Below are 26,476 nucleotides of genomic sequence, written 5' to 3'. Positions count from 1 at the left end.
CTAGGAGAACCCATGTCCCGCACCGTCTTCTGCCGCAAATACCAACAGGAACTGGAAGGTCTCCCCAATCCGCCCTTCCCCGGCCCCAAGGGCCAGGATATCTACGAGAACGTCTCCGCCAAGGCCTGGCAGGAGTGGATGGCGCACCAGACCATGCTGATCAACGAGAAGCGCCTCAACATGATGGAGCCCTCCGCCCGCGCCTACCTCGCCGAGCAGATGGCCAAATTCCTCAGCGGGGAAGACTACGACGCAGCGGAAGGCTACGTACCGGAAGCGGACAAATAGCGCACCCCACCAGCGCCACAGCACCCGGCGCAGTGAAGATAACCACGCCGGGTAAGCAACCGCTCACAAACAGCAAAAACTATTTATCAATCAAGGGGTTGACTCCCCCCGGAAGAGCAGGTTTAATACGCGCCTCGCTGCCGGGGACATCCCCGAAATCAGCAAAGCCCAGATAGCTCAGTCGGTAGAGCAGGGGATTGAAAATCCCCGTGTCGGTGGTTCGATTCCGCCTCTGGGCACCATCTACCATTATCGGATTTTCTCCGATACGCTCAAAAGCCAGCAACCATAAGGTCTGCTGGCTTTTTTGTTTTCTCAGAACGACTCACGTCCACTCCCTGTATACCCACAATCTGTGGTTACGGGTGTGGTTACGGCGCCTTTCCGCAATTTCGTACCCACACAATCGGCCTCCAGCCCTTATACCATGGGCGTTAGCGCGAATTGTTACCCTACGCCAACCCTCCAAATTCAAGCACCCCGCCTCCGATCACGCCGTAGGCGAGCACCCCCTCTATCCCCGGCGCTCGCCGCACCTGCGCTACCGGTTCCTTGCCAGCATGTACCTCTGCACGACGAGCACCCTTGGTGCGCCTTGTCGCGAGGCAACAATCATCGGCACTACCTACACGCCAGAGAGGATAGGAGAGCAAGCCCCATGCATTTGACAGACCCCAAATTGAAGTCTCTGAAGCCAGAGCATAAAAAGTACAGAAAGAGCGATGGGCAGGGCCTGCTGATCGAGGTACTTCCCAGTGGCACCAAACGCTGGCTCTTCCGCTATGTCTGGCAGGGGCAAAGGTGCGACATCGGCCTCGGCACCTACCCCGCTGTCTCCCTCAAAAAGGCCCGAGCAGTTCGTGACCATTACCGAGAGCTATTGGCAGATGGGATCGATCCCCGCATCTGGCGTGAACAAAAAGATCGGGAGAAATTTCAAATCCAAAATAATCGATTCGAGCAGGTGGCCGAGCACTGGTATGAACTCCGTGAACCAACCTGGGCACAGTCGACGCGGAAAAAGCGGCGGGCACTACTGGATAATGATCTTATTCCGCGTTTGCGATCACGCCCGGTAACCGAGATTGAGACATTTGAGCTCGCACAGCTCCTAAAGGAGATTGCAGGCCGCGGTGCATTGGAGTCAGCGCATAACGCACGGCAAGTTTTGAATCAGATTCTGAGGTTTGCTGTTCAATCCGGACTCGCTCGCCACAATCCGGCTGCGGTACTTCAGGGCGTGCTGCCACCGAAACAGGTCGAGCATCATGCGGCAATTGTGGAACCGGCTAAATTCGGACGCCTACTTGTCGCTATCGACAATTACCAAGGGTCTATGGTCATCCGCACCATGCTGCAGGTCGCACCACTGGTTTTTCAGCGCCCGGTCGAGCTAGCCAAAATGCGCTGGGAGAATATCAATTGGGAAGAATCTCTTTGGACTATTCCCTGGCAAGATAAAAAGGAAGGGAAAAGCAATAAAATGGATCACCTAGTTCCCCTGTCACGGCAGGCAATCGATCTGCTTAGAACAATTCATCCCTACACTGGTCACCTACCGTACGTGTTTCGCGGTCAACGCGACCACCAAAATCACGCGAATCCAGAGTCGCTAAATCGTGCCCTAGAAAAACTCGGCTACAAAGATCGAATTAATAGCCAAAAAAGTCACACCAAAAGGCCGGAGCATAGCGCACACGGATTTAGGGCAAGTGCACGCACATTGCTTGATGAAACACTTCACGAACGAGTAGAGCTCATCGAAGCGCAACTTGCGCACCGTGTGCGCGACTCACTCGGCCGAGCTTACAATCGCACCACACATCTGCCCGAGCGCCGCACCATGATGCAAAAATGGGCAGACTACCTGGACGAACTGAAACGAGTCGCGATAAAAAGCAGCTAGCCAAAGGGGCCTCTACATCAGTCTTCTCTATCATTAATAAACTCCAGTATATCCGAGTGGCGCCAGGCCACCGTGTGGGACGACAGACGAATCGGTCGGGGCGCCCGCCCCTCTGCCACCCACCTCGACCATGTTGATTCCCCTATACCCAGCAGCTGAGCAACTTCAGACCGGCGTAGCAGTTGAAACTTATCTACTTTTTCCATGACTCACCTCTCTATTGGTTTTCAACAACATTGATACCACACTCCGGAAAAATGCGTTGCTGCGAGAGGCCCCCAATTACCCGTCCCTCGCCGCAAATTGAAATTAGCCGCGCTTCTGGCGTCGCGTAAAACATGTAGCACACCCTGCCAACTAACCTCCTGCTTGTCTCGTAAACACGGGCCGTATCACTCAGGCTTACCCTTGCCCTCGCACGTGATATACACCCGTATCCGCGGGCAACTAGACCCAAGACGGTCGACTCCCGCCGCCTCCTCGCACACCAGAAAATGAAAGACCTATATATCTGCTGGGTTTACACATGGAAGGACAGCGAAATCAGCGGTCCATCCCCATCATTTTTGCCCTTTTTCCCCCGGAGACACCTGACGAATCCCGAGTTTTAGGCCCTTTGTCTCCCGGGAGACACCTGACGAATCCAGATTTTTTTGCCCTTTTGTCTCCCCGGAGACACCTGCGAATCCAGATTTTTTACCCCTTTGTCTCCCGGGAGACACCTGACGAATCTAGATTTTTTTGCCCTTTTGTCTCCCGGGAGACACCTGACGAATCCAGATTTTTTGCCCCTTTGTCTCCCGGGAGACACCTGACGAATTTAGATTTTTTTGCCCTTTTGTCTCCCGGGAGACACCTGACGAATCCAGATCTTTTTGCCCCTTTTTCTCTGCAAAGACACACTCTATAACAGCGGCAAGCTCTTGATTTATAGTAAATTGCACATTTTTCAGTCAACTCAAAATGCTTTATCCGTTCCCGTTCCACATTCCGCGTGGAACAGATGAAACCATGTGCGTTATCTCGGGACACCACGATATTTTTTGCATGGCCCCTATTGGGGAAGGAGGCCTTTTCGGTGGGGTGTGAGAGATGTTTTTTCGGGGAGGGGGGGACACCCTATCGATGAAGAGATAGGGGTGTTAATTGTGTAGGTTGGTAGCGTAAATTCCAGCAGCTGTGCCTGCATCCACCATCGACAAGTTCTTACCGGTACCCACGGTAAACTTAATCAGGTGGTGTCACTCCTAGGTATCTCGCAGCCCCGGTCCGTTCGAGCCACTCTTCATTCATTCGGGTACCTGGAAGTGCCGGCCTTCCCCGACGTACGGCAACCTCAATTTTTTCTGAAGTCTCAACCACTGCGGTGATTCATCGACAGGCTTTCCGTCAACCACCAGCTTCCCGAAGTGCTGGTTGTACCTGGCCACGTAAGTAACGCTCAGCCCATAGAGCATACCCACCAGTTCCTCGTTGTTAGCAAAGTAGAAATCGCATGCTCCAAACCCCGGTATTCAGCGAGGATCGCGCTGTTCGACTCTATGTCGATCCTCCGGCTTCAGTAACCACCGCATATCAATGCTTCTAGCAGTCTGGAAACCACGCTCTTGCCACAGCCCTCTCTTACCTGACATCACCCAATGAACATATCTTGTCTTCCGGCTCAGCTTTTTCATATCGTGGCTTCGGCAGTGTATCCACGCCTCTCCTGTATACCCGCTTCGAGGTGCCCAAATCGCCTCCCTCTGGCGACATTTGGATATCCAGCGTTTTCCGTGTTGTTTATTACTCCGAAAAACGTGCATTTCGTTAGTTACTCCAAAAACCCCACCTTGTTAGATACTCCGGAATCGGTGCATCCCGTTTGTTACTCCGAAAACCCTACCCTCTGTTTGTTACTCCGAGAATATTCTCGGACAAACGAACTACTATTATCCCAACGGGGGGGCAAACGGAGCGAGGCTCCTTAAGACATGCCCCACTGTGCCTGCTAGTTTCTGCGGGCAACCGCTATGCTCGCGCCCAGAAACTTCTTACTATCGCAGCCCTTCTTGCCCTTTTTTTCGTCGTGATTTGCCGGTGGTTGGTGCGTATTGGTCTCCCAGATGACCTGCGTGTGGCAGGCTATATTTCAACTTGCGCACCCCTGTCCTGCGTGCACAGTACCCGTTCCATTGCCGGATTGATCAGGCACTACCACCCGTGTGGGGCTAGTGACGGTCGAAACCATGACCGTGCGCCGCGGCAACCGTGCCGCTGTGTGGCCCAATCACGTTGTGCAGCTGTCCGTTCAGGCCGCCTGCCTTGCTGGTCTCGGCCACAGGGTTGCACCTCACGGGCATGTCCGCCTGGTGCGATCCAGTGCCCTTACCCGCTACACCAAGGCCCCTCTGCTTTCCGATGCAGAGCTCCTGCTGTCTACCACGCGCTCGCCTCTGGGACCGCCCTCCACGCCGCCGCAACCACCGCTTGTTCCGGTCCGGCGATACTCTAGCCCTTTAAATCGACGTGTAACGCGTATCCGAGAGACCCCCAAACTTGGGGCGCTCGCGTCTACCTGCCTGTTGCGCAGCTGGCATTGTGTAACCCAACTCCCTACGTTGGGTTTACTCATGAGCTGGCCGGGCGAGGACAAGGTGGTTAACTGGCAAGCCATCAGCTCATGGATCAACAGAGAATTGGACCTTATCGCCATGCTATGGAGAGGAGCCAAAGGCGTCGACACAGGGGAAGTTGCATTTATTCAACTGGGGATATTGTGAAATCTCTGAACAGGAGAAAGATCATGCTATCCACAATTCGACAATCACTGCGTACCGCCCTACGTAAAAATGGGCATGACCAGCTAGCGGAAGCCTGCTTTTTTGAGATGCCACAACAGATAGACGATTTTGAAAGAATCCCGACTTATCCCGGTCATACGTCACTAATGTCCCGGTTCAAATTCCAGAATCAACCATACTGCGTCGTGCTAGCTGATAGTAGCGGCTGTTCAATTCCTGAAGTCGGGGACTGGTTTGCCTGGGTGTGTATAGGTGATTGGATGAGCCAAGAAGGGGTATTGGCTGAGGCCATTTGTTGGCCGGAGCATAGGAGGGATGGCGCAAAACCGGACCATCAGCAACTGCGGAATGGGGAAGAAGCTTCATGACAGGAGGACCCAAGGAAAGGAGCCGGATCGGTCAGATGCTGCTCAAGCTCTTTGAGCATTGGCAGCTGAGCACTCCCCAGAGGCTAAGCTTGCTCGGTCTTGATCGTGAGAGCCACATTGATCCGAACGAGTATCTCTCCCGGGGATCTTTGGCCGTCGACCGTGACAAGGTCGAGCGAGCCAGTACCCTGCTACGCATCCATAAATCTCTGCGCGTACTTTTTCCCGAGAATAGAGACTTGGTGTATCAATGGGTATCACAACCAAATAAACACTTTGACGGACTGACTGCTATAGAGATTGTGGAGCGCCACGGCATGCTGGGGATGTACATGGTCCGTGGATTCCTTGATCAGCAGCTTTCTGTGCAGGATCTGGTTTTTGAGAAACAGACCAAGGCAAGCCCCGCAACCAGATTTGTTCCTGATCAGGATGACACCGAATGGCTCTCTGCCGCCGAGACAGATAACGAATCTCATCATTGCGCGGTTGAGAAAAATACTGAGAAAATTCTCCAGCTGCTTGATGTATGGACTTTCGCAGTAAGGGTCTTTTCGAGCGAGGAAAAAGCCAAGCTTTGGTTTGTAACTCATGTCCCGGCAATTGGGTGCCCACCAGCAGCCCTGCTTCCCACTAACGGCGGGCGAGAAAAAGTTATTGCCTTATTAGAGCGGATTGAGCAGGGGGATTTTGGTGGATAAGAAACTGTACGCAATACACAAATTGGATTCAGAAAACCGATCTTGTAGCCATTGAATGGGACGACCTCCAGAGTGCAAAACGCATCATCAAGAAATTGAGCATTATCTGGGTTATTTCAGCCGAGCAACTTGGGCAGCACCATATTGGAGAATCACGTTTTTTTGGACTTAAGCTTTTTTTACTCTTTCTTTATAAATAAGTTGCAGACACTCTTCCATAGAAAGCGATGGATTGGCATCCATATATGCGTCCAAGGCCCCTTTCACAAAATTGCTATTTTGTTTATAGGTTTTAGCAAACTCACGGCATAGTTTATCCTTTTTCTTTCTAAGCTTTTCTTCCTCTATGTGCCGAAAATAAGCATTAATCGCCTCGTCGAAGTTTGCTCCGTGCTCGATCAACCATTCTTTAAGGACATTAATATTAATACGATATGTTCGAGCGGCAAATTGAAGTGCATTTCTATAATTATCGAATTCTTCTCCGAAAACGGTAAATAATTCGACACTCCTACGTCTTGCATGGAACACAGTGCCGTCGATCTCGTACTCATACCCAGGAAATTTAAGGCGCACATAAGCCTCCTCACCTAGCCTAATTCCCGCCTTGACACTTTCAGAGAATGTTCTACTTAAATTTTCGAGCTCTTCTTCACTCCACCTCTCGTAAATATTAAGCGCTTTTCTATATTTTTTCTTTATGCACCTGTTGACAAACAACTTCCTGCCTTCAAGCAGCCCATCCCTACAGGTCTTCAAAAAAAAATGGCACTCTTTACACGAGGGTATTACAGCAAATGAACAGTTTTCACCCGAATTTAGGTAAAAAGAAACGCTAGACTTCGGTGGCGCAAAATCATCGAAACATGCTTCAGCTTCACATCCACAGTAATAGCATTTACCTACATCTCGAACACTAGTAGGCACGATCCTCGAATATACTTCCTGCTCCAGCTCAATCATGGATATTATGAAAAATCTCGCTGAAATTTACTTTCTTCGACAATTCTACTCTTATTTTCTTCTTCGATCTTACTTTCAATAAATTCATCAGTTAGAGACTGGCTGAACTCACCCTTTTTGAATAGAACAAGAACTGTGTCATCACTTTCGACATTGTAGGCATCTGAGACTTCATGAACGTCAGAAAGAGTCATGACCTTTTTCTCAACATCCCGACGCGACTCATTGTAAATACTGAACACGAATACCGCGATCGACCGCTCATTAATATCAACGCCGCCACCAGCGGGCACGATATCGTTAAACTTAACGTCATGTTCAAGATCTAACTGCGTCGTAAATCGCCCAACACGTTCGAAAACTGGGCCTCCAGCAATAGCCTTTTCCGGGTTCGAGAAAGTGTCTCCGTTTACCCAGTTAGCTACGCTGTTTGTTCCGGGTGGCAACGACCTAGAGCCTTTGACCATAAGCCCGCCACTTATTAGGGTATCTCGTACTACCTTTATGGACTCAAGGTATTCTGGGTCATCGGTATACTGCGAATAATCAAAATCTTCAGTCAACCGCGCTGGAACCACTAAGTAACTATCAGTGTGGTAGGCCTTATATTCGGACAGAGATTTATTGCCCTTCCGACTCCTGCCTTTATTTATCCGCGCCCCGGCATCGAGCCCTCGGATATCGTTATCTGCACAAATTCGCTCAAACTCATCCCTCAGACCCTCCATGTCATCAGTAGCATGCGTCGTACAATTTTCTTCTAAGAATGCAACGATCCTTGCATACGCCTTAACCCCAGACATATTAGTAAAATGAAGCGCATTACTATTTCCATGGTAGCCGCATGCACGCCCGATGTTCGCCTGAACAATAGCCGCCACACTAGAAACCGTACTATCCCATGAGGCAAGCAAATTCTCTTTCATTTCCTGGCCAAAATTTATTCCGGCTCGCACACCCGCTACCGTAATAGCAATGACCTTCTTTCCAAATAACATTCCCTGCTGACAATGATTTTTGAACTGGTCAATGTCTATAAGCTCATTTGCAGGAACGCCGCTAAGGCTAGAGCCAAGAATAAAAATATTCTCCTCCTCAAAGCCCTCCTTGATGAGCATTTTTTTTGCATCCATCGCAGCCCCTGAAGGCACGCGAATCAGGGCCCAACCTTCGCTTTTTGAGTCTCGAACATGGGATAAAAATTTATCTCTAGCGGGAGACTTATTTAGGAGATTACGGTTTCTACCATTTAGAGAAATAACCTGCCCTTGGTTTAACATTTTCGTAATACCAAGGTATTCATCACTTGCTTTATGAAAAACTAGTTTAGTATTCAAATCCTTCCTGAGGACCGCTTCATTTTCCGCGGCCAAAAGGGCACTCAGCGGCGTTGCGGAAATAAAAACAATAGAACACTCCCTATTTTTCTTCTCCACATACTCAAACAACTTTTCATAGCGTACCGCGCTTTCACCTGATCCATAATGGCACTCATCAATAATGATCAGCTTCGGATCGTGGCGGATGAAATATTTTTCCAGGTCATTTTCAAAATGCACCAAATTGGTCACTACAGCATTCATGCAAGGCTTTAGGTCTTCTTTCGCCTGAGCCAGTAGATCTGTGTTTGGCATGGTCAGGACATACATTGTGTCCCTCAACTTAGACTGGTCAACGATATCGCTATCAGACAAACTATTTCTTTGAAGACACGCGAGAGCAAGCGCAACGCCAGACTTACCAGACTGCATCTCCGCAGCCATAATTACTGATCGACAGCCAGGACCCAGTGCACTAAATGTATTTTTCGCTGCTCTTCGCTGGTGCCCGAATACATTTTCTTTCAGAAGCTTTTCAACATAATCTCTGTGCCTGGCGACCTGACTATTACTCACTAAGATTCCCCTTTTATTTTATTTCTTCATGCTCAAACGACAGCAACCTTTAGCTATTGGTTTGAACTCATTAAATTTTGAAGCATGGCCGCAGATGAACTGGCTTACTTCGACCTCAACCTACTCACTAGTTTTCTTTATTTTTTCTGCCGACTTAAGCAATTTTTTAATTTCAGCCTCGCTGAACCCGGAGTCCTGGATATAGCGTAAGAGAGACATCAATATGGGCTGCTCATTGATGTAGCTAACCACTTCAGGATCGGTTGAAGAGGACAAGCGGAACAGGACATCGGGGTCTGCAGCCATTACCCGAGCCAAATGCTTGATAACTTCTGGGCTTGGCGGCCCCTCCTTACCTCGCTCAATCCTGCTCAAATAGGCAGGCGAGATCCCTGCTTTAACAGCAGCCTCTCTTAATCCCAAGTCTTGCGCCACCCTCAAGCTGCGCAAAGTTTCACCAAATTTACTCATAGGAGTTACAATAGCTCAGTGTTTAGTGTTATGCAACACATAAATATTCTGCTATCGTCTGGTACCTAACAGTATCCAATGGCATCCTGAGCTAACGTGACGCGAGAACGATCCAGCCGAACAGATATCACACGAACGGGTTACTTCTTGACCGACAGTGTGGCGACTTCAGACAGCATTAATGGCGACAAGATGACTCGCCTATTGAGCAACTGTAAGAGCCGTGTTCTTACAGGTTGCAGCCCGAGTGCGCGACTGATGAATGATGAGCCGAGGAGTAAATACTCACGGCCCAAAAGATTGAAGAACAAATAGATATGAAATCGCCCCGCAAGGTGCGTGGAGATAATTAATGAGTAACACACCAAACAAGCCCGTTGAACATGCAATTCAGGCGGGCTATACGCTTGACTATATATCGGGCAAGCCAATCAAAGAATCGAAGAAAGAGCAGGTACGCCAGCGAATAGTCCGAGCGCTCATTCACGAATATGGGTTCTCACCTGAGGATATGGCGCTCGACTATAAGCTCGGCGGCCGAAAGAAGGTCGATGTAGCCATATTCCACCATGGCAAAGAGCATACGATCGAAAATTTAGGTCGTGCAGTGGTCTGCCGTCAGGAGCCCAAGGCCGGAAAAAGTGCCGTTCGCATTCGGGACTTCGAGCAAGCCGCGAAAGATCTTGACGAGATCGAGAGCATCATGCGTGAAGTGGAGGCAGTTCAATACGGCCTTTGGACCAACGGCCTCGAATTTTTCTTCTTAGAAAAGGAGCAAAAGCGCTTCGAAACGAAATGCAGCCCAATCGGCGACTGGCCAATAGCGGATGAATCGATCGGCACCAAGGAAGTCATATCGGATGCTTATACGCGGGTTGCCGATAATGAGATGCTCAAAATTACATTCCGTCGCTGCCATAATTTTATTCACGGCAACGAAGGCATGCCAAAAGATGCTGCTTTTTGGCAGTTTTTATACCTTATATTCTGCAAAATGCATGACGAAAACCTTCGCGGAAAGCTTCGCCAGGCTTGGGTACGCCGTTTTTGGGCAGCTCCAAAAGAGCAGTTCGAAGCAGAGGGCCGAAAAGCCATTCGCAAGCGTATCGAAGAGCTTTTTGCGGAAGTAAAAAAGCAGTACAGCAATATATTCCGAGGTAATGAAGAAATCACACTCTCGGATCGAGCTCTGGCGTTTATTGTTTCAGAACTCGCCAAGTATGACTTCACTCGTACCGACGTCGATGCTAAAGGCGTAGCCTATCAGGAATTGGTGGGCGTAAATCTACGTGGTGACCGCGGGCAATATTTCACTCCTCGGGGGGTTGTCAAACTCGTTATTGAAATGCTTGATCCTAAGGAATCAGAGACGATTCTTGACCCTTCCTGTGGAACCGGCGGGTTTCTAGTTGCCACGCTCGGTCATATGCTCAATAAATTCCGCGACGAGGCCAAATCAAGTGATGACAGCTCTACGGGCTTTCTAAACGATATTGAGCGCTTGAAAGAGTATGCCGGCGCAAACGTTTACGGCGCGGATTTTGACCCTTTCTTAATCCGTGCTGCGCAAATGAACATGGTGCTGGCGGGCGATGGTCGAGGTCATATTTACAACATCAATTCACTGGAGTTCCCGCTGGGTCACCTAGCGGACCTGGAATCCGCAAAAAAGGAAATACCGCTTGGCTCCATCGATATCATAGCGACCAACCCCCCATTTGGTGCTGACATCCCGATCACAGACAAGCATATCCTGGAGCAATATGAACTTGCTCATAGCTGGGAGTCCGATGGCGAGGGGGGATTCCGCAATACAGGTGTTCTCAAAAGCAGTGTTTCTCCAGAGATTCTCTTTATTGAACGCTGTATCAAGTGGCTTAAGCCAGGCTCCGGGCGCCTGGGGATCGTGCTGCCCGACGGTGTTCTCGGCAATCCGGCGGCAGAGTACATTCGCTGGTGGATAATGCGTGAAACTCAGGTCTTGGCATCCGTCGATCTGCCAGTTGAGTCATTTATTGCCGAGGCCAATGTCAACATCCTGACCAGCTTGCTGTTCCTTCGTAGAAAAGATGAGCAAGAAAAGCATCGGGAAGCGCTTGGCGGTATTGAGGAATACCCAGTCTTTATGGCCGTGGCAGACAAGGTTGGCTTCGACCGCCGTGGCAACAAGCTATACAAGCGTACACCCGACGGCGAGGAAATCGTTGAGCCAAAGCAGCATATTGAGCGTATCCGCATTGGGGGGCGCTTTGTGGAACGTACGCTGACGCGCAGTGAAAAGATTGAAGACAATGATCTTCCGGTTATCGCAGGGAAGTACCGTGAATTTCTGAAGGAGCAGAACGGGTGAGCGATCAAAACGATGCCATCGAGGCGCAACAGGAAACCACCGAAGAGAGCGGCCCAGATAATTTTCTAGTCGACATTCTGACTGGGAATAAGGAGAGCGCCTCACCAAAAAATCGACTTACGCAGAAAATTTTGCGAATGCTAATCGAAAGCTATGGATTTGACCGCGGTGATATAGAAGTCAATTATCACCCGCGTATTCCGGGGCATATGCGTAAGCGCGTCGATATTGCGATTTTTCGTCCCGGCACAGAACATACTAATGATAACCTTCAGCGAGTCATTGTATGTAAAGCCCAAAGTAGCCGTAACAAGCTGCGCTCATTTGACGAGGCGGATACAGATCTCCAGCCACTGAAGGAGTTACTCGAGCATATTCCTGCGGCTACTCTCGGGATGTGGACTAACGGCCAAGAAGAGTTTCTTATTCAGGTTGAGCACGCGCGGTTTGAAACACTCACCAAGCCTCTAGGTGTATGGCCGGCTCCTGGTGAAGACACCGCTGACCTCGACCGTACAGGAGGTGTTATCCAGATTAGTGCGGATGCTGAAGACCTAGGAGATGCACTGAAACGCTGCCACCAGTATCTAAACCGGAACTTGGGCCTCGACCACAAAGATTCCTTCAAGCAATTAGCAGTTCTGATGCTAGCCAAGATCTTTGATGAGACACTCCCGACCGGAGAGCATAAGTTCTGGACCAAGGGCGATGAACCTTTTACTGGAGAAGGCCAACAGGCCATTGCACGGCGCATCGACGAGTCCATTAGCGCAGCTAAGTCCTGGCAACCGAATCTACTAACCCGTGGCTGGGACCTAAATCTTGAACCCCACGAGACAGCCCGTGTCGTCATGGAGCTGGCTCGTTACTCGCTGAGCGAAACTCAACCCCGCTTCCGCACCGAGGCTTTCCGGGCAGTCGCCCGCAGTGTGATGGATGGCCGAGAGGGGCGCTACCCTACACCGCTGAACGTTGCCGAAATGGCGGTGGAAATGCTTGATCCGCAAGCTGGCGATCGCATTATGGACTGCTCTAGCGGTACAGGTACCTTCCTCGCCACTACCGCCGCACACATCTTTAAAAAGAAGCTAGCGGCCATAGGTACAACACCTGAAGAGGCCACCAACGAACAGATTCGCCAGGCTCAAAATGAAGCCGCTGAATGGGCAGCAAGCAATGCCCTGGGGTGTGACATAGACCCTTTTCTGGCCGTGACCAGCCGGATGAACCTCCTATTCACCACGGGCAACCCAGGCCGCGTTTTCCGCATTGATGCACGCACGTTTCCCGATGGTGACTTAGATGGTATCGAAGCTGCCCGCCCGGCCATCCCCCTGGGTAGCATGGATATCGTAATGCTTAACCCATGGTTTACAACAAGGGATGTAATTACTGATGAATCAATTCTTTCCCAGTATGACCTTGGCAAGGTTTGGGAAGAAGAGGAAGTAGGTCTTGGTTACATTAACTCCGGGGCGATCAATACAGCAGGCGTGCCCCCAGAAGTTTTATTTATCGAGCGCGCGCTCGATTGGGTCAAGCCGGGAACTGGACGTGTTGGCATTCTTCTGCCTGATGGTGTTCTAGGCAACCCCAGTGACGAATACATCCGCTGGTGGATTCTTCGACATTGTGAAGTTCTGGCCTCGGTTGATCTGCCCTTAGAGCCCTTTAAGGTGACCGTAAAGGAGTATGGCCTGGCGCCTGCATTGCCTAGTCTTTTGCTGCTACGCCGTCGTAGTCCAGAGGAATTACTAAAAACAGAGCACCCAGAATACAAGGTCTTTATGGCTGTAGTGGACCGAGCCGGTCTCGATGCTCGCGGAAACCAACTATTCCAACGGGCTCCCGACGGCGAAGAGATGGTTTTCGATGAGGATGTGGTCGAGCGAATACGAGAAGGCGGAGAAGTTAGAATTCGCCGGATGACGAGGCGAAATCGCCGTATTCACGATGAACTGCCCGTAGTGGCCGAAAAATATAAGCAATTTTGTGAAAGCGGCGAGGTTTCGTCATGAGTAGAAAGTTTCAGGTAAAAGCGATTCCAAGTAGCTGGCTAGAGCAGAATGGTCGACGGCTCGACTGTACTCCCTACATGTCCGGTGCAGCTGAAATTCGCGAACTTCTAAAAAAGCACGACACTGAAAGATTGCCAGATATAACGACAGGGCATGAAGGTGGGATTTTCTATGGGCCGAGAAGCACACGCACCTATGTAAGAGATGCAAATTACGGCGTGCCTTTTTTGACGACAACTTTCATGATGCAGGCCGACTTAACGCGACTTCCCTTAATTAGTAGAAAGGAAGCTGAATCAAGAAAGCTAATCAACCAAAAAGTTAGTGAAGGAATGACGTTAATCACCCGCTCAGGGAGTGTAGGTCGAACTATCTATGCGCGCTCTAGCATGGCGGGCATCTGGTCGAACGAAGACATCATAAAGGTTGTCGCGGATCCAGTTAAGGTCAAGTCAGGTTATCTCTATGCATATCTGTGCACTCGTTTTGGGGTGCCCTTTGTATTATCTGGCAAATATGGGTCAGTAATTACGCACCTAGAGCCCGAACATTTTAGTGATTTACTTGTTCCACGCCTTGGAGATCTCATAGAGGATAAAGCGCATGAATTAATTGAGCGATCTGCCTCACTACTGGACCAATATCAAAAATATTTAAATGACGCAACACAACTCTATTTAGAATCTGTAGGCCTTGAAGATATCACTCCAGGTGAATGGCATTCCTGGGGCTCCGACCTTGGTTTTAGCTCACTGGCGGGGTCCAAATCTCTACGAGCATTAAATTTCAACCCTCGATTTAATCGACTTTGCGATCGGATAAAACAGGGCTCTTGGAAACTATTGGGGGAGCTTTGTGTTCCAGGGACACTTAAGCGCGGTGTTCGTTTTAGTCGAGTTGATGCTGATCCGGAATATGCTTATCGACTGATAGGGCAGAAGGAATTATTTTGGTTGCGACCCCAAGGCCGCTGGATCGGGAAAAATTTTGTCCCTGACGGGGTGCTTGTTGAAGATGGCTGCGTTCTGGTCGCAGCACAGGGAACTCTTGGTGAATCTGAGCTCTATTGCCGATCCGAGTTTGCAACCGGAAAGGCCTTAGAAAATGCTTATTCCGAACACATACTACGAGTCTTGGCAAATGAAGAATTAATAGAAAGAGGTGCATTATTTGCCTTCATGCGATCAGAAACAGCCTTCAGAATGCTTCGCTCTATTTCAGTAGGCAGTAAGCTTCAGGATCATCATTATACGATGCTGCCAGCACTGCCTATTCCCTACCCTCCTGAGGATGTTCGTCGGCGCTGCAATGAGTTAGTTATAGAAGCATACAGGGCGCGAGAAAAAGCAATCGAGCTAGAAGATGAGGCTCGAGCTCTTGTGGAGCGTACAATCGAGGAAGGAGCCAGCTAGTGGCGAAAGTCATACCCATCGGCCAACCCGCGAACGAATCTGAACGCCAAGCCATAGGCTTTCTCCGGGATCATCTCCCGGAGAGCTGGCTGATATTCCACAACTTTGAGATGCGGCAGGGGCTAGAGGTGTTCGAAATCGACATCGCTATCCTCACGCCTCACGCAGTCTATCTGGTGGACGTTAAAGGCACGCGGGGCAATATCGATGTGTATGGCTCAAAATGGTATCCGGAAGGACGACTGTCCTTCCATTCCCCCCTCGCAAAACTACGCCACCATGCCAAGGTATTGGCAAGCATTATTAGCGAGAGTAATAAAGGCCTTACGGAACTACGTAAGGCGCATGTACACGCCGCCGTACTACTTACGGCAGATAATGCGACGGTGTTCGATCAAGCTGGTATCGACAGCCCAGACGTCACCGACTTCAAACGCTGCCTGAAGTACTTTCGCGATGCCAGTCGAATCCCGAACAGCCGTCTGGAATCCATTTCTCGATTCCATCCTCAAATCGCAAAAGCGATTACTGGCAACGCGAAACCGAAAAGTGCTGCACAGGTATATCGCGATTGGCAAGTAGAAGAAAAACTCGGTGGAACCGACCGCTATACCGAGTACCGCGCCAAGCACAATTTATTGGGTAAGAGCGGCGGTTTAGCCCGACTGCGCGTCTACCAGGCAGATCCTTACCAAGATGAGGGGACTCGCGAGGAAGAGTTCAAGAAGATCAGCAACGCGTATCGTGCTGTAGCGCACATGCCCGCTCATGCCAATGTGCTTTCGGTCAAGGACCTATTCGTATCCGACGATGAAGATAAGGTGGTGCTGGTTACTGAGGATCTGCCCGGTCAGCCCTTACGCCTCCACATAAACAAGGCTTCCCTAGCGCTGACGTTTGATCAAAAGCTGCAATTGATGCGGGACGTGCTGGCTGCCTTGGACCACGCCCATCGAAACGAAGTAATCCACCGCAATCTCACCCCGGATGCGATACTGGTTACTAAAGGTGGTCACGGGCGGGTGACAGATTTTGACTATGCTCGGGTCGGCAAACAGCGCTCGACCAGCGAAACGATTGCTTATCAAATCGAAGAGTCACTAGATCCCGTTTACCGCGCACCTGAGCTCGTGATATCGGAGAGAAAGTCTGAACCAAAAGAAGCCTCGATCGCATCGGACTTGTTTTCGGCAGGATTGATCTTTTATCGACTGCTGACTGGAGAACTCGCTTACGAAGATATCGATCAGATGATCGAGGCCGACGGCAAATTCCCAATTAAGCCATCGGAGCACAAGCCGGACCTACCCAAAGGACTCGACAAATGGTTGCAGAAGTTTTGCGAATTTGACCCAGAGGATCGCCATACTAGCGCAGCGATTGCTCGCAAAGCCCTGGACGACGTGATTCTACCCGAGGCCAAGGACGACCCCGCCCAGGATACAAGCGGGCCCGGCGAAAATGTGCGACAGCTTCCAGAAAACTTAATGGATCTGCCACAAGATTTCATATTGGCAGATCGCTTCCGCATTCAGAAGAAACTCGGGAGTGGTGGCTTTGGGGTCGCTTACAAGGTCTTCGATTCCCTGGGCGATGTCGTGCGGGTGATCAAGTTGGTAACCAGAGACCGCCGCAGCATTTACGAACGGTTGCGCCGCGAATACAAAACCTTAACCAATCTTCCCGAGCACCCGCACGTAGTTAAAGTGATATGGGCGGATCGCATGGCCGACGCCAAGCAGACGCCGTATATCGTCTTTGACTATGTCGACGGACTTGATGTCTCTGATCTAATAGATGCGGAGGCCCTATCCTTAGACGATGCCGTATGTATTGCGCGGGAGGCGGCAGATGGGCTAGCCCACCTCCATAAGCACGGCGTGTACCATCAGGACGTGAAGCCGTCTAACCTGTTGTGGACCGACAGTGGAGTCCGCATCATCGATTTTAACGTCGCAGTTGCAGAGAATGACGAGATTCAAGGCGGTGGTGGCACACGCCGTTACCTGCCACCGGATTACGATCATTCCTCCGAGCCAGAGAGTTCTGATCGAATAGACAGAGATCTGTATGCACTGGGCATATCCATCTACGAATGCCTAACTGGCAAGTACCCTTTCGACGAACCTACGCCACCGATCAATACTCAACCCAAGAACCCGAAGCAGTTTAAGGGTTGTGCCGACCTTAGCCCATCTCTGATTGATGTGCTACTAAAGACGATAGCGCCCGAGCGCAAGGATCGCTTTGCATCCGTGGAGGAATTCTCGGCCGCGCTGGCCGAGGTTAAGCACTTGCGCTCGCTGCTAACCACGACCGACATTGGCACTGGGTACAAGGGTGCTTCGAAGCTCGGCTTAAGCGCGGCCAGGCCTAACGTAAACCCCTTTGTAACCCATCTCCTAACTCTCTATAGCCAAAGCCAAGTGTCCAATGCGGGGACTCGAGGTCTCGATGAAGTTGGCAAGGCCACCTACGTATCTACATATCTGGACGAGAAACTCAAGCCCGCTCTGCTCAAAGGAGAGTTCCGCTTAGTTGTTATCAGTGGTAACGCTGGTGACGGTAAAACGGCTTTTATTCAGCAGTTCGAAGCTTTTGCCGAAAGCAAAGGCGCACAGATGCAGCGTGGTGCGAATGGGGCGGTGTTTCAGCTCAATGGGCATAACTATCAGAGTAACTATGACGGTAGCCAAGATGAGGGGGACGAGCGCAACGACACAGTATTACAAAAGTTCTTTGCGCCGTTTGCAGGCAGTGATACCTCACAATGGCCAGGGAATCAGACCCGCCTGATCGCCATCAATGAGGGCCGATTGGTCGACTTCTTCCTGGAGCACGAAGAGAAATTCCCGCTACTTGCCAAACAGGTCCAGCAAGGGTTAGCCGGAGCGACACCCGGAGAAGGTGTCGCGGTTATCAACCTCAATCTGCGCTCGGTGGTTTCCCAGCCCGAAGAGGGCCAGCCATCCATCATGGAACGGTTGATCGCTCGTATGACACATCAGGAATACTGGCAGGCGTGCGAGAAGTGCGATCTCAAGGTTAAGTGCTATGCCTATCACAATGCTCGCACCTTCCAAGATCCGGTTGCCGGTACCAGGGTGATTGAACGCCTGAAGATGCTCTACACCATTACCCATCTGCGCGGTCGCCTGCACATTACGATGCGTGATTTACGGTCGGCGCTAGCCTTCATGTTAGTGGGTACTCGGGATTGTGAGGGTATTCATCAGCTCTACCAACAGAGTGGTGAAGAAACCCAGAAGCGCATTCTTGACGGCTTTTATTTCAACTCTTGGCTTGGAGGGGAAGAAGGGTCGAATGACCGACTTATCGCCTTGTTGCGCGAGATTGACATTGCCGAAGTCAGCAATCCGGCTCTGGACCGAGAACTAGGCTTTCTCAACCCCAAGACTAAGGTAATGAGCCGCTACTCATTCGCTGAGCGAGCCGGATATGACAATGAGCTAATGGAGACACTGTTCCGCAGCCTACCCCGCGACTATTCGTCTAAGAGCCGTGCGCGATTGATCTCCAAGCACCGGAATTATCTGTCGCACATGCGACGCCGACACTTCTTCGAGCGACGGGACAGAGGTTGGAGGGAGATGCTGCCCTACGGAAGTATCGATCCCTTCGTGGACGCCATTGAACAACCTGGTGCGAAAAGCGCGGACCAAATTACTAACATTCTACAGGCCATCAATAGAGGCGAAGGACTGAGCAATCCGGCTCGACTGGGTAACCAGTTGGCACTGCGCGTCCGCCAGGTAGAGAAGGGGACCATACGTAGCTACCGACTGTTTGACGGTGACCATTTCACGCTGAGCGCTGAGCAAGAAACAACAGCTCATCCTTTTCTAGAGAGCCTGCCTCAGGCCCTGGTGCTGCAATATGACTCCGGCGACGGGCACAGAGCTAGCCTGCGAATCAATCTTGATATCTATGAAATGTTAATGCGCCTCAACAACGGCTATCGCCCCAGTATTGAGGAGCAAGAGGGTTTCCTCCTGAGCCTATCGGTATTTAAAAACCTACTAGCCTCGGTGCCTTACAAAGAGGTTTTACTCACTAGGGCTGGTCACAGATTCTACGAAATACGCCGGGAAGATGACGGTAGACTGGTGATGGAAGTTTCAGAGAAGGGTGCTGAATACAATGTCAATTAAAGGACGCGATAAAGAGTTCAGAATTCCCAAAGTCTCGTATCTCGATTTCAAGCACATCGAGATGGATCGTGTTTTGACGATGCTTTTTCCGCGATTGAAATACGATGGGTATGCCAGTCGCCGGCCACCACGTGGAGGCGACCTTTCTGTCGATGAATTTCTGGAAGACTTTTTAGAGCACCGAGAATGGTTCGCAGGCTTTGACAAGCACCCAGATATCGTTCGCGCCTGGATTGAGACGGACCTAATGGACTTGGTCAATCGGGGCAAGAGCAATCAGGCCCTAGCTGCACCCAGACCACTGCATGGCAATACTTATAAATTTCGCAATGCCAAACACACTCGAGATTACGGAGCGGCAGAGCAGATTTACTGGATGCTTTTCTACGCCCGCAAGGGCAAAGGGCAAGCGGCAAGAGACGCCTTAAAGCGCTTTTTCTTTCCGGGAATCGACTTAGTTACGGACCGCTACGATCCCACCGCTTCCGTGGATGTGGAAACTCAAGCCATCCTACGCCTGGACCACCAGGTTACCCAGGACATGAAAGACTCCAAGGAGCCCTCGCGCTTTCAGCCACTGTGTATCGGCCAGGCTGATATTATGGCTGATGACATCCTGCGGCTGCTGGCTTATGAGCCCTACATTCCGCGTTCGGTGTTGGTGGATTACCTCAAAACTTTGATGGCTTTCCACCTGGCGCTCTACCACCTCAAGTTATTACACGTGCTTCCCAAGCTGGTGAAGCAACGCTCTGGCAATAATGTTTGTACCACCAAAGATTGCCCGATTAACCCCGATCTCGACAATGCACTGGAAGGCTGTCCCTACCAAATAGCCCTAGTTGTGGACATGGGCGAGATCAGCAATCCACATATGGCTGAGTTAGCTCGGAAGTCGACTGACCGACTGTACCGCCAGATACCTTCATTCATACAAGCTAATTTTGTCGTCAAAAAGCTCGATGAAATGGCGGAATACTTGAGTAAAAAGACCGGCAAACTGGCTACTCCCGCCAACGGGTTTTTCAGCATAGGTGATCTGGTATCCCTGCTGAAGCCCGAGCACGATGCAGATCGGCAGGCCTACTTCAAGTTTCGCTTGGCAAGTCTGATCGAGGAATCATCTTCTGGAAACGGAGATGTCGATCCTGAGATTCGCGAAGTCACTGAAATGGGACTCGGCGAGTTCGAAACCTTCATCGAAATCCTGATGGCGTATCGGGGAAAGTATCACCGTCAGTACATCACTCAGTGTCTTGACTCATTACTCCTCAAAAATAAAGAAAGCGGCCTGCTGGCCCAATCTCGCACCAAAGGAAGTCCACGACGATTTGTTCTCGGAAGTAAACTACTCGAAGTTCTCCTTCAGGTAGCGGTACTCACCCAGGATGGAGGACAGTTCGTGACTCGGGAAGTTCGCATCGAAGAGTTACTGGATTTCTTGAGGCACCGGTATGGTCTTTACATTGACCAACTGCCAGAAGTGGCACAGGCACATAGCAGCATCCTAGATAGACGCGCCCTTCGTCTTAACCTTGAAGCCTTCAAACGTCGCCTGCGTGAAATTGGGTTCTATGAAGACCTGTCGGACGCCTACGTGACGCAAAAAGTATCGCCCCGCTATGCGATTGAGAGAATTGACAGAACAAATAAAGGCGGACGTAGTAAATGAGTAATGCCTTCACCAAGCTTTCCCGGGGCAAATTGAACGCCGCCGTCGCTGGTATGCTATGCCCACGAATTGATGAGATCCTGAGTGATCGTGGTCCAGGGCACTGCATACGTATAACCGATCTCGACGATGATGTAATGGAGTCGGTCTGCAAAGAACTGCGCAGGATCCAGCCAAACGGAAACATCTTTATCCTCGGCGGCCATGACCAGGAGAGTCAGCCATTCCGAGTCACTTCTACCAAACTGGTGGAGTTGCGCAACCCGGATGCAGACGGCGGGCTACGTCAGCCTTTACTGGTATTCATACCGACTTCGCTTCGCACCAGCGCCGAAGACTCGTTCGGTGTGGCGACTTTTGAAGAACTGACATTCACAGGAATCTACGAAGATCTTGTTGATTCGCTACTTGATCGGATTCCAGGAACACTGGCTGGTCATGTTAGAGATGTGTTTAGCCTACTAACGGAAGAGGATTGGCTATTTGCCGATAGCGTTTCCCGCGTTCGGTACCTGTTGACCGCGCTCGAAAATGGGATTGATGGAGAAACACTCGGGGCCAGCCTGTATGAATTGACGTTGATTCCTGACTTTAAGCTCTTTGCCGATCTCGGCACGGTGAATGGAAAGATTCGCCGTAACCTTGCCAGCGTTCGCAGTTTGATGACCTCGCACAAATCGGTTCGAGGTCGTATAGCCAATTTGGGGCTGAGTGACAAAGCACTCGAGTCTCGATTATTCGCTTACTTTGAGAAATACGATGTCCAGGAGCCTGAATCCTGGACGCCAACTATTGCCGTCGACAAAAGCTGGTGGAGCATTTCTTTCGACAAGTGGAAATTTCGAGAAGAGCTGTCGCTGGACAAGATCCTGTTGACGGTGACGGAAACCGACCTACCTTTTGTACAAGAAGATGAGACTGACGAGCAACTTTCGAGCCTGATAGGACAGCAGGTCCTGGCCCCTAATGAACGACGTAAAATAAACGTGGTGTTTGAGGTTAATCCTCACCCAGGTCAAGTCAGTGGGCTCGACCACTTTTCAGTTCAGATCGTTTCACAAAACGATGGCCCAGTAGGGAAGTCCAAAAAGGTCAAAGCTTGGACACCAAATCGACTGAAATGCACAACCAATTTAACTAAGCTTAACAAGATAGAGTTCGAGGAAGGATGGCATTTCATCCGCATCTTGCCCTGGACGGCCGATGGTGACCCGATCCCACTTGAAGCTGAATCCGGCATTGGGGATGCTAAGCGCTCCCATGAAAGTGAGCCTTTCTATGTCCTGCCGGGTGGCATTATCGAGGAGGAACCACCACAGCGTGCGATACCCATTGAGCAGAGTTTGGAGCATGCACGGTTCCGGCTACAGCTAACTGCCTTGAGTGATGAGCGTGATCCGGAAGATATAACGGTAAGTAGTATCACATGGGCTGAAGGTGGTCGCTCGAAAAATGCCGGGCGTCAGGAAACGTTGCTTGCAAAATTCGGCCGTGAAGGCGCTGTTCAGATCCCGCTTTCGCGCATGCTCAAAACTATTGAGCAGCGTATCTTGGCGGAACCCAAGCATCCATCAGGTTGGCGAATGCAAGTCAATTTGGATACCGCCGAACCACCGTCTGAGGGAGCACTGACACTGCCATCTTCAGCCGCGATGGCTTCTTTCCTCGCCGCCCGCGAAGAGTTCTTTTCGACAGTGCGCAAGGATACTGCCGAACTGATCATGCAAGGACTTTCATTCCGAGACTCCGAGAAGGAATGCCTTACATATGCTGAAAGCTACCTCGATCTAGTGAGAAATCTTGTCCGACAGGCCGAGACAACATCAGGGACGGAGAGCCAGCACTATCTTCAAACACTCCGAAACGTTCTGGCCGTTGATTCCGTTCACGTTATATTGACAGACTTTCGAGGGAAGCACAGAGAGGCTGTTATGGTCTCCCCAACCCACCCTCTCCGAGCGTTGTGGCTTTGCAGTTGGGGGACTTTGGGTAAGAAATGGATTGAGAAATTGAAGGCCGGCGGGAGGGACCATGTTCCTCATATCCGCTCTGCCCTACTGGATAGCCTTGTACCCTCAGCTTTTCCGGTCGGCATCCCGGTCGAGGATGGACGAATCTTCACCCCCGTAGACAACTTAAATACGTTCTGGGCCCTCTACGCCCCAACGACTGAGGATAACGTCCGCGGCTTAATGGCTGAGATCTGTTCTGCTCTGGGTTTGGCTGAACCGTCTACTGCAGGAACGGATATTTCTGGGAAGCTCATTGCGGACAAAATTGAGCGTTATCTCTCCCAGCACCCCTATGTACGAGAGTTGTCACTGAACATCTTCAATCCTGGAGCGGGTTCAGTGCTAGCAGATGCCTTACTATCGCTTCAGCAGAAGCGAGAGCATGCCGATTTGCGCTATGACATTCGGCTCTTTACCTCTGACCCTGACTCTCCGGTCTTGGGCGAAGCCCTTGAATACATGGTCCGCCCAGAAGTCACCATAAATGAGGCTGCCGATGCATTTGCCACCTCAACAGGTAGCCATCTTTTCTCAAAGATGAATTTGGCCAAGCACGCGCTGAACGAATTCCACGAAAATCCCCAGAAATTCCCAGCACACATCAGTCTTCTTCTCGATGTATTTCCCGCCGAGGAGCTTTCCATTGCAGAAATGCCAATGGGAGCGGTTCCACTACAAGGACTAATACAGGACTTCGCCACCGAATTCGTTGATGATGATTCGGGTACTTTCTGGAACAAACGGCCAATAGTTGGACGTTCCCTCGCTAGCTATGACCAAGCCCCGTGTTTTGATTTGTTGTCATCACTGAGCAAAAATCTCTGTTTCGCGACCTCAGCAGTTGCCGCTTCTGGCGCCAGCTTCAAAGCCGTACCCGTCGTGACCCTTGGCCTCGATGTGGCTCAACGAGAGCTAATCTATGAAGTCCACCAGGTTAGCGACTGGGTATTCAACATCGATCGTAATATGGGAATTGAATTCTTCGACCATGGCGGAAGGAAGAATAGGCCAGACTATTTGATTGACTATGTACCTGGAGCCAGCTCCCAAGCGACGCACAACCTAATCATCTCTTCGCGCTCAAACGATGAGCTGGAGGCCATGCTAAAGCCGGTATTACTCGAATACGGCTTGTCCGCCGACGGCGAGCAATCAGTTCAGCTACTGGCGAACCTACGATCACTATCAGGGCAGCTCGCCCTAAAGCTAATTTCTGCGCGAACACAACAAGCAGAGGCCCTCGGCCTGGCATTAGCGCGTCTCTACCTTGAATATCAGGGTGCATTGAGTAATCAGGTCATCGTGCCGTTAGACGCGCACATAGACCTCTACCGCACAGGCGGTGAGTCAGACGATGTCAGCGATGGGATCAGCCTACAGCGCACTGACTTAGCGTTGTTTGACTTGGATTTGAACAAGAGAACAATTACGTGCAATTTGGTAGAAGTGAAATGTTATTCACAAGTGGGCGATCTTTCGGCGTTTAACTCGCTTAAAGAGCGCATTTCCGCACAAATCAATCAAAGCGAGCGTATTCTCCAGCGTCATTTCGACCCAGTTCTGAAAAATCCGGATCGTCCAGACAGACTGCTTAAAAGTCGTGAACTAGTTCAGATTCTACATTTCTATTTGGAGCGCTCTCTACGTTACGGCATCTTTGATACGGCTGCTGCACAGGAAGCACGGGGCTTTCTTGAATCTATAGAGCAGGGTTACGCCCTGCAGTTCAGACGCTGTGCACTGATTTTTGATTTCGACAAACCAGGAACCGAGCCTCCAGATAGAGAGGTAGGCATTGAATTTTACCGCATAGGTAAAGATCTAATTCGTGAATTACTAGAAAACTGCCGCAAACCAGCCACTAGCGTATCTGAAGAAGAACCGACAGTTAGTTTTCTCAGTGAGTTGTTTATTCCGGGTGTGCCAAAGCTAAAAACCGCAGACTTTATCGCACCTGAAAGAGAACGGTCGACGTCCTGGACTTTAGAAGAACTATGGGATGATGAATCGGAGACACAAATTCCCCAGCCAGCATCCCCTGCCGCAGAAGAAGGAGCGGCTTCTGGCAAAGACGAGAATGACGCACAGAAAGAACCTGTCGAGAAAATAGCTCTCCCCTCCGTTATTGAGCGTGAAGGACGAGAAGAGGATATCGAGCCTACCGTCGTCGATAGTGTGCCAGAAGGAACCACCCAGAAACCCGAGCTTGAATCTGAATCTCAAACTAAACCTCAATGCGAGGTCAGCTATGACATTATGCTGGGTGTGAATGGCGATTCGCCCCAATACGGATTGCTCGGAGAGGTTTCCGGCAGGAAAATAGCGTTAGACCTCAATCACACCCATACCATTAGCCTCTTTGGAGTACAGGGTGGCGGCAAAAGCTATACCCTTGGTACAGCCATAGAGATGGCTTCCATGCCTGTAGAACACATCAATGTGCTACCAAGTCCTCTCGCCACAGTAATTTTTCATTACAGCCCGACGCAGGATTATGCGCCGGAATTTACCTCAATGAATCGCGCCAATTCGGTAGATGAAGAGATCCAGATACTTCGTGAGCGCTACCAGGCAAATCCGGAAGCGCTAAAGGATGTGCTAATTCTTACTCCCGAAAATAAGGTAGATGATCGCCGAGCCGAGTACCCAGATATCGAGGTCAAGCCGATAGCCTTCTCTGCCTCAGAGTTAAAGGCGGCACACTGGAAATTTCTTATGGGTGCGATTGGAAGCCAGAGCATGTACATGCGGCAAATTAATCTCATCATGAGGGGGCTGCGCGACAATCTGACTTTGGAGGCTTTGCGAGCCGGCATTGAGTCTTCAAGCTTATCGGATCATCTTAAAGATTTGGCTCAGACTCGCCTTTTGTTTGCATCTGAGTACATTGATGATAACCAGCGACTTCAAGATCTTATAAGGCCTGGCCGCCTGATAATCGTGGACCTTCGCGACGAGTATATTGAAAAAGATGAAGCTCTCGGTCTATTTGTGGTTATGTTACAAATCTTTTCGGAAGCGACCTACCAAGGAAGTACCTTCAATAAACTGGTGGTCTTCGATGAAGCACATAAATACATCGAAAACGATGATTTGATTTCTGGTTTGGTAGAAGTTGTTCGTGAAATGCGACACAAGGGGACTAGTATCATGGTTGCCTCGCAGGACCCCCCTTCGGTACCAGTCTCACTGATCGAACTTTCATCGCAGATCATCATGCACAAGTTCAATTCACCTGCCTGGTTGAGACACATTCAGAAAGCCAATGCAGCACTTGGTGACTTGACCTCAGACAGGATGAGCCATCTTGGAACCGGTGAAGCTTATGTGTGGTCGAGCAAAGCCTCCGACGAAGCTTTTACGCGTGGGGCGGTCAAGATAAAATGTAGACCTCGCATTACACAACATGGTGGTAGCACTAAAACAGCCGTATAGCGGCTGTTGCTTGTTGCCACTACAGCGATT

At 50.4% G+C, this 26,476-nt stretch carries 13 protein-coding genes and 1 tRNA gene; 10 read left to right on the top strand and 4 right to left on the bottom strand.

All coding sequences use genetic code 11. The features are described 5' to 3' along the window. Positions 1 to 12 precede the first annotated feature (12 nt). The 3 genes from HUW35_RS07880 to HUW35_RS07870 all read left to right on the top strand — a co-directional run bounded on the left by HUW35_RS07880 (position 13) and on the right by HUW35_RS07870 (position 2,194). Positions 13 to 288 (top strand): oxidative damage protection protein, encoded by a 276-nt coding sequence (locus tag HUW35_RS07880; RefSeq protein ID WP_181255035.1) that lies wholly within the window; start codon positions 13 to 15, stop codon positions 286 to 288. 166 nt (positions 289 to 454) lie between these two features. Continuing rightward, a tRNA-Phe gene (locus HUW35_RS07875) sits at positions 455 to 530 on the top strand. Between the two features lie 416 nt (positions 531 to 946). Then, positions 947 to 2,194 (top strand): integrase arm-type DNA-binding domain-containing protein, encoded by a 1,248-nt coding sequence (locus HUW35_RS07870; RefSeq protein ID WP_181255034.1) that lies wholly within the window; start codon positions 947 to 949, stop codon positions 2,192 to 2,194. A gap of 17 nt (positions 2,195 to 2,211) precedes the next feature. Here the strand turns inward: HUW35_RS07870 and HUW35_RS18970 are convergent, their stop codons facing one another. After that, complete coding sequence (locus tag HUW35_RS18970) at positions 2,212 to 2,400, bottom strand: AlpA family transcriptional regulator (protein ID WP_181255033.1); 189 nt, start codon at positions 2,398 to 2,400, stop codon at positions 2,212 to 2,214. A 2,941-nt stretch (positions 2,401 to 5,341) separates the two neighbouring features. Between HUW35_RS18970 and HUW35_RS07860 the strand changes: the two genes are divergently transcribed. Further along, positions 5,342 to 6,046, top strand: a complete 705-nt coding sequence (locus tag HUW35_RS07860; RefSeq protein ID WP_181255032.1) for an antitoxin Xre/MbcA/ParS toxin-binding domain-containing protein — start codon at positions 5,342 to 5,344, stop codon at positions 6,044 to 6,046. A gap of 168 nt (positions 6,047 to 6,214) precedes the next feature. Here HUW35_RS07860 and HUW35_RS07855 read toward each other — a convergent pair whose 3' ends face one another. The 3 genes from HUW35_RS07855 to HUW35_RS07845 form a co-directional block, all read right to left on the bottom strand. Next, complete coding sequence (locus tag HUW35_RS07855; RefSeq protein ID WP_181255031.1) at positions 6,215 to 7,009, bottom strand: hypothetical protein; 795 nt, start codon at positions 7,007 to 7,009, stop codon at positions 6,215 to 6,217. Positions 7,010 to 7,014: 5 nt separating this feature from the next. Then, a complete protein-coding gene (locus HUW35_RS07850) occupies positions 7,015 to 8,904 on the bottom strand; it encodes a DEAD/DEAH box helicase family protein (protein ID WP_181255030.1) in 1,890 nt (629 codons plus the stop codon). A gap of 120 nt (positions 8,905 to 9,024) precedes the next feature. Next, entirely contained in the window at positions 9,025 to 9,375 is a 351-nt protein-coding gene (locus tag HUW35_RS07845; RefSeq protein ID WP_181255029.1) for a helix-turn-helix transcriptional regulator, read from the bottom strand. A 352-nt stretch (positions 9,376 to 9,727) separates the two neighbouring features. Between HUW35_RS07845 and HUW35_RS07840 the strand changes: the two genes are divergently transcribed. From HUW35_RS07840 to HUW35_RS07815, 6 genes are read left to right on the top strand one after another with little or no spacing between them, the layout of a single operon-like run. Then, entirely contained in the window at positions 9,728 to 11,725 is a 1,998-nt protein-coding gene (locus HUW35_RS07840; RefSeq protein ID WP_181255028.1) for an N-6 DNA methylase, read from the top strand. Beyond that, the gene (locus HUW35_RS07835; protein ID WP_181255027.1) at positions 11,722 to 13,743 is read left to right on the top strand and encodes an N-6 DNA methylase; all 2,022 of its coding nucleotides are present in this window, start codon (positions 11,722 to 11,724) and stop codon (positions 13,741 to 13,743) included. The genes HUW35_RS07840 and HUW35_RS07835 overlap by 4 nt, the downstream gene beginning before the upstream one ends. Further along, positions 13,740 to 15,155 (top strand): restriction endonuclease subunit S, encoded by a 1,416-nt coding sequence (locus HUW35_RS07830; protein ID WP_181255026.1) that lies wholly within the window; start codon positions 13,740 to 13,742, stop codon positions 15,153 to 15,155. The genes HUW35_RS07835 and HUW35_RS07830 overlap by 4 nt, the downstream gene beginning before the upstream one ends. Next, the gene (locus tag HUW35_RS07825) at positions 15,155 to 19,327 is read left to right on the top strand and encodes a protein kinase (protein ID WP_181255025.1); all 4,173 of its coding nucleotides are present in this window, start codon (positions 15,155 to 15,157) and stop codon (positions 19,325 to 19,327) included. Before HUW35_RS07830 ends, HUW35_RS07825 begins: the two co-directional genes overlap by 1 nt. Next, a complete protein-coding gene (locus HUW35_RS07820; protein WP_181255024.1) occupies positions 19,317 to 20,999 on the top strand; it encodes a hypothetical protein in 1,683 nt (560 codons plus the stop codon). Before HUW35_RS07825 ends, HUW35_RS07820 begins: the two co-directional genes overlap by 11 nt. Next, a complete protein-coding gene (locus HUW35_RS07815; protein ID WP_181255023.1) occupies positions 20,996 to 26,446 on the top strand; it encodes an ATP-binding protein in 5,451 nt (1,816 codons plus the stop codon). The genes HUW35_RS07820 and HUW35_RS07815 overlap by 4 nt, the downstream gene beginning before the upstream one ends. Positions 26,447 to 26,476 lie beyond the last annotated feature (30 nt).

The sequence above is a fragment of the Microbulbifer sp. YPW1 genome, from assembly GCF_013367775.1.
Taxonomy (GTDB): Bacteria; Pseudomonadota; Gammaproteobacteria; order Pseudomonadales; family Cellvibrionaceae; genus Microbulbifer.
The sequence above is the reverse complement of the archived record's forward strand: the minus strand, read 5'-3'. Positions and strand labels throughout refer to the sequence as shown.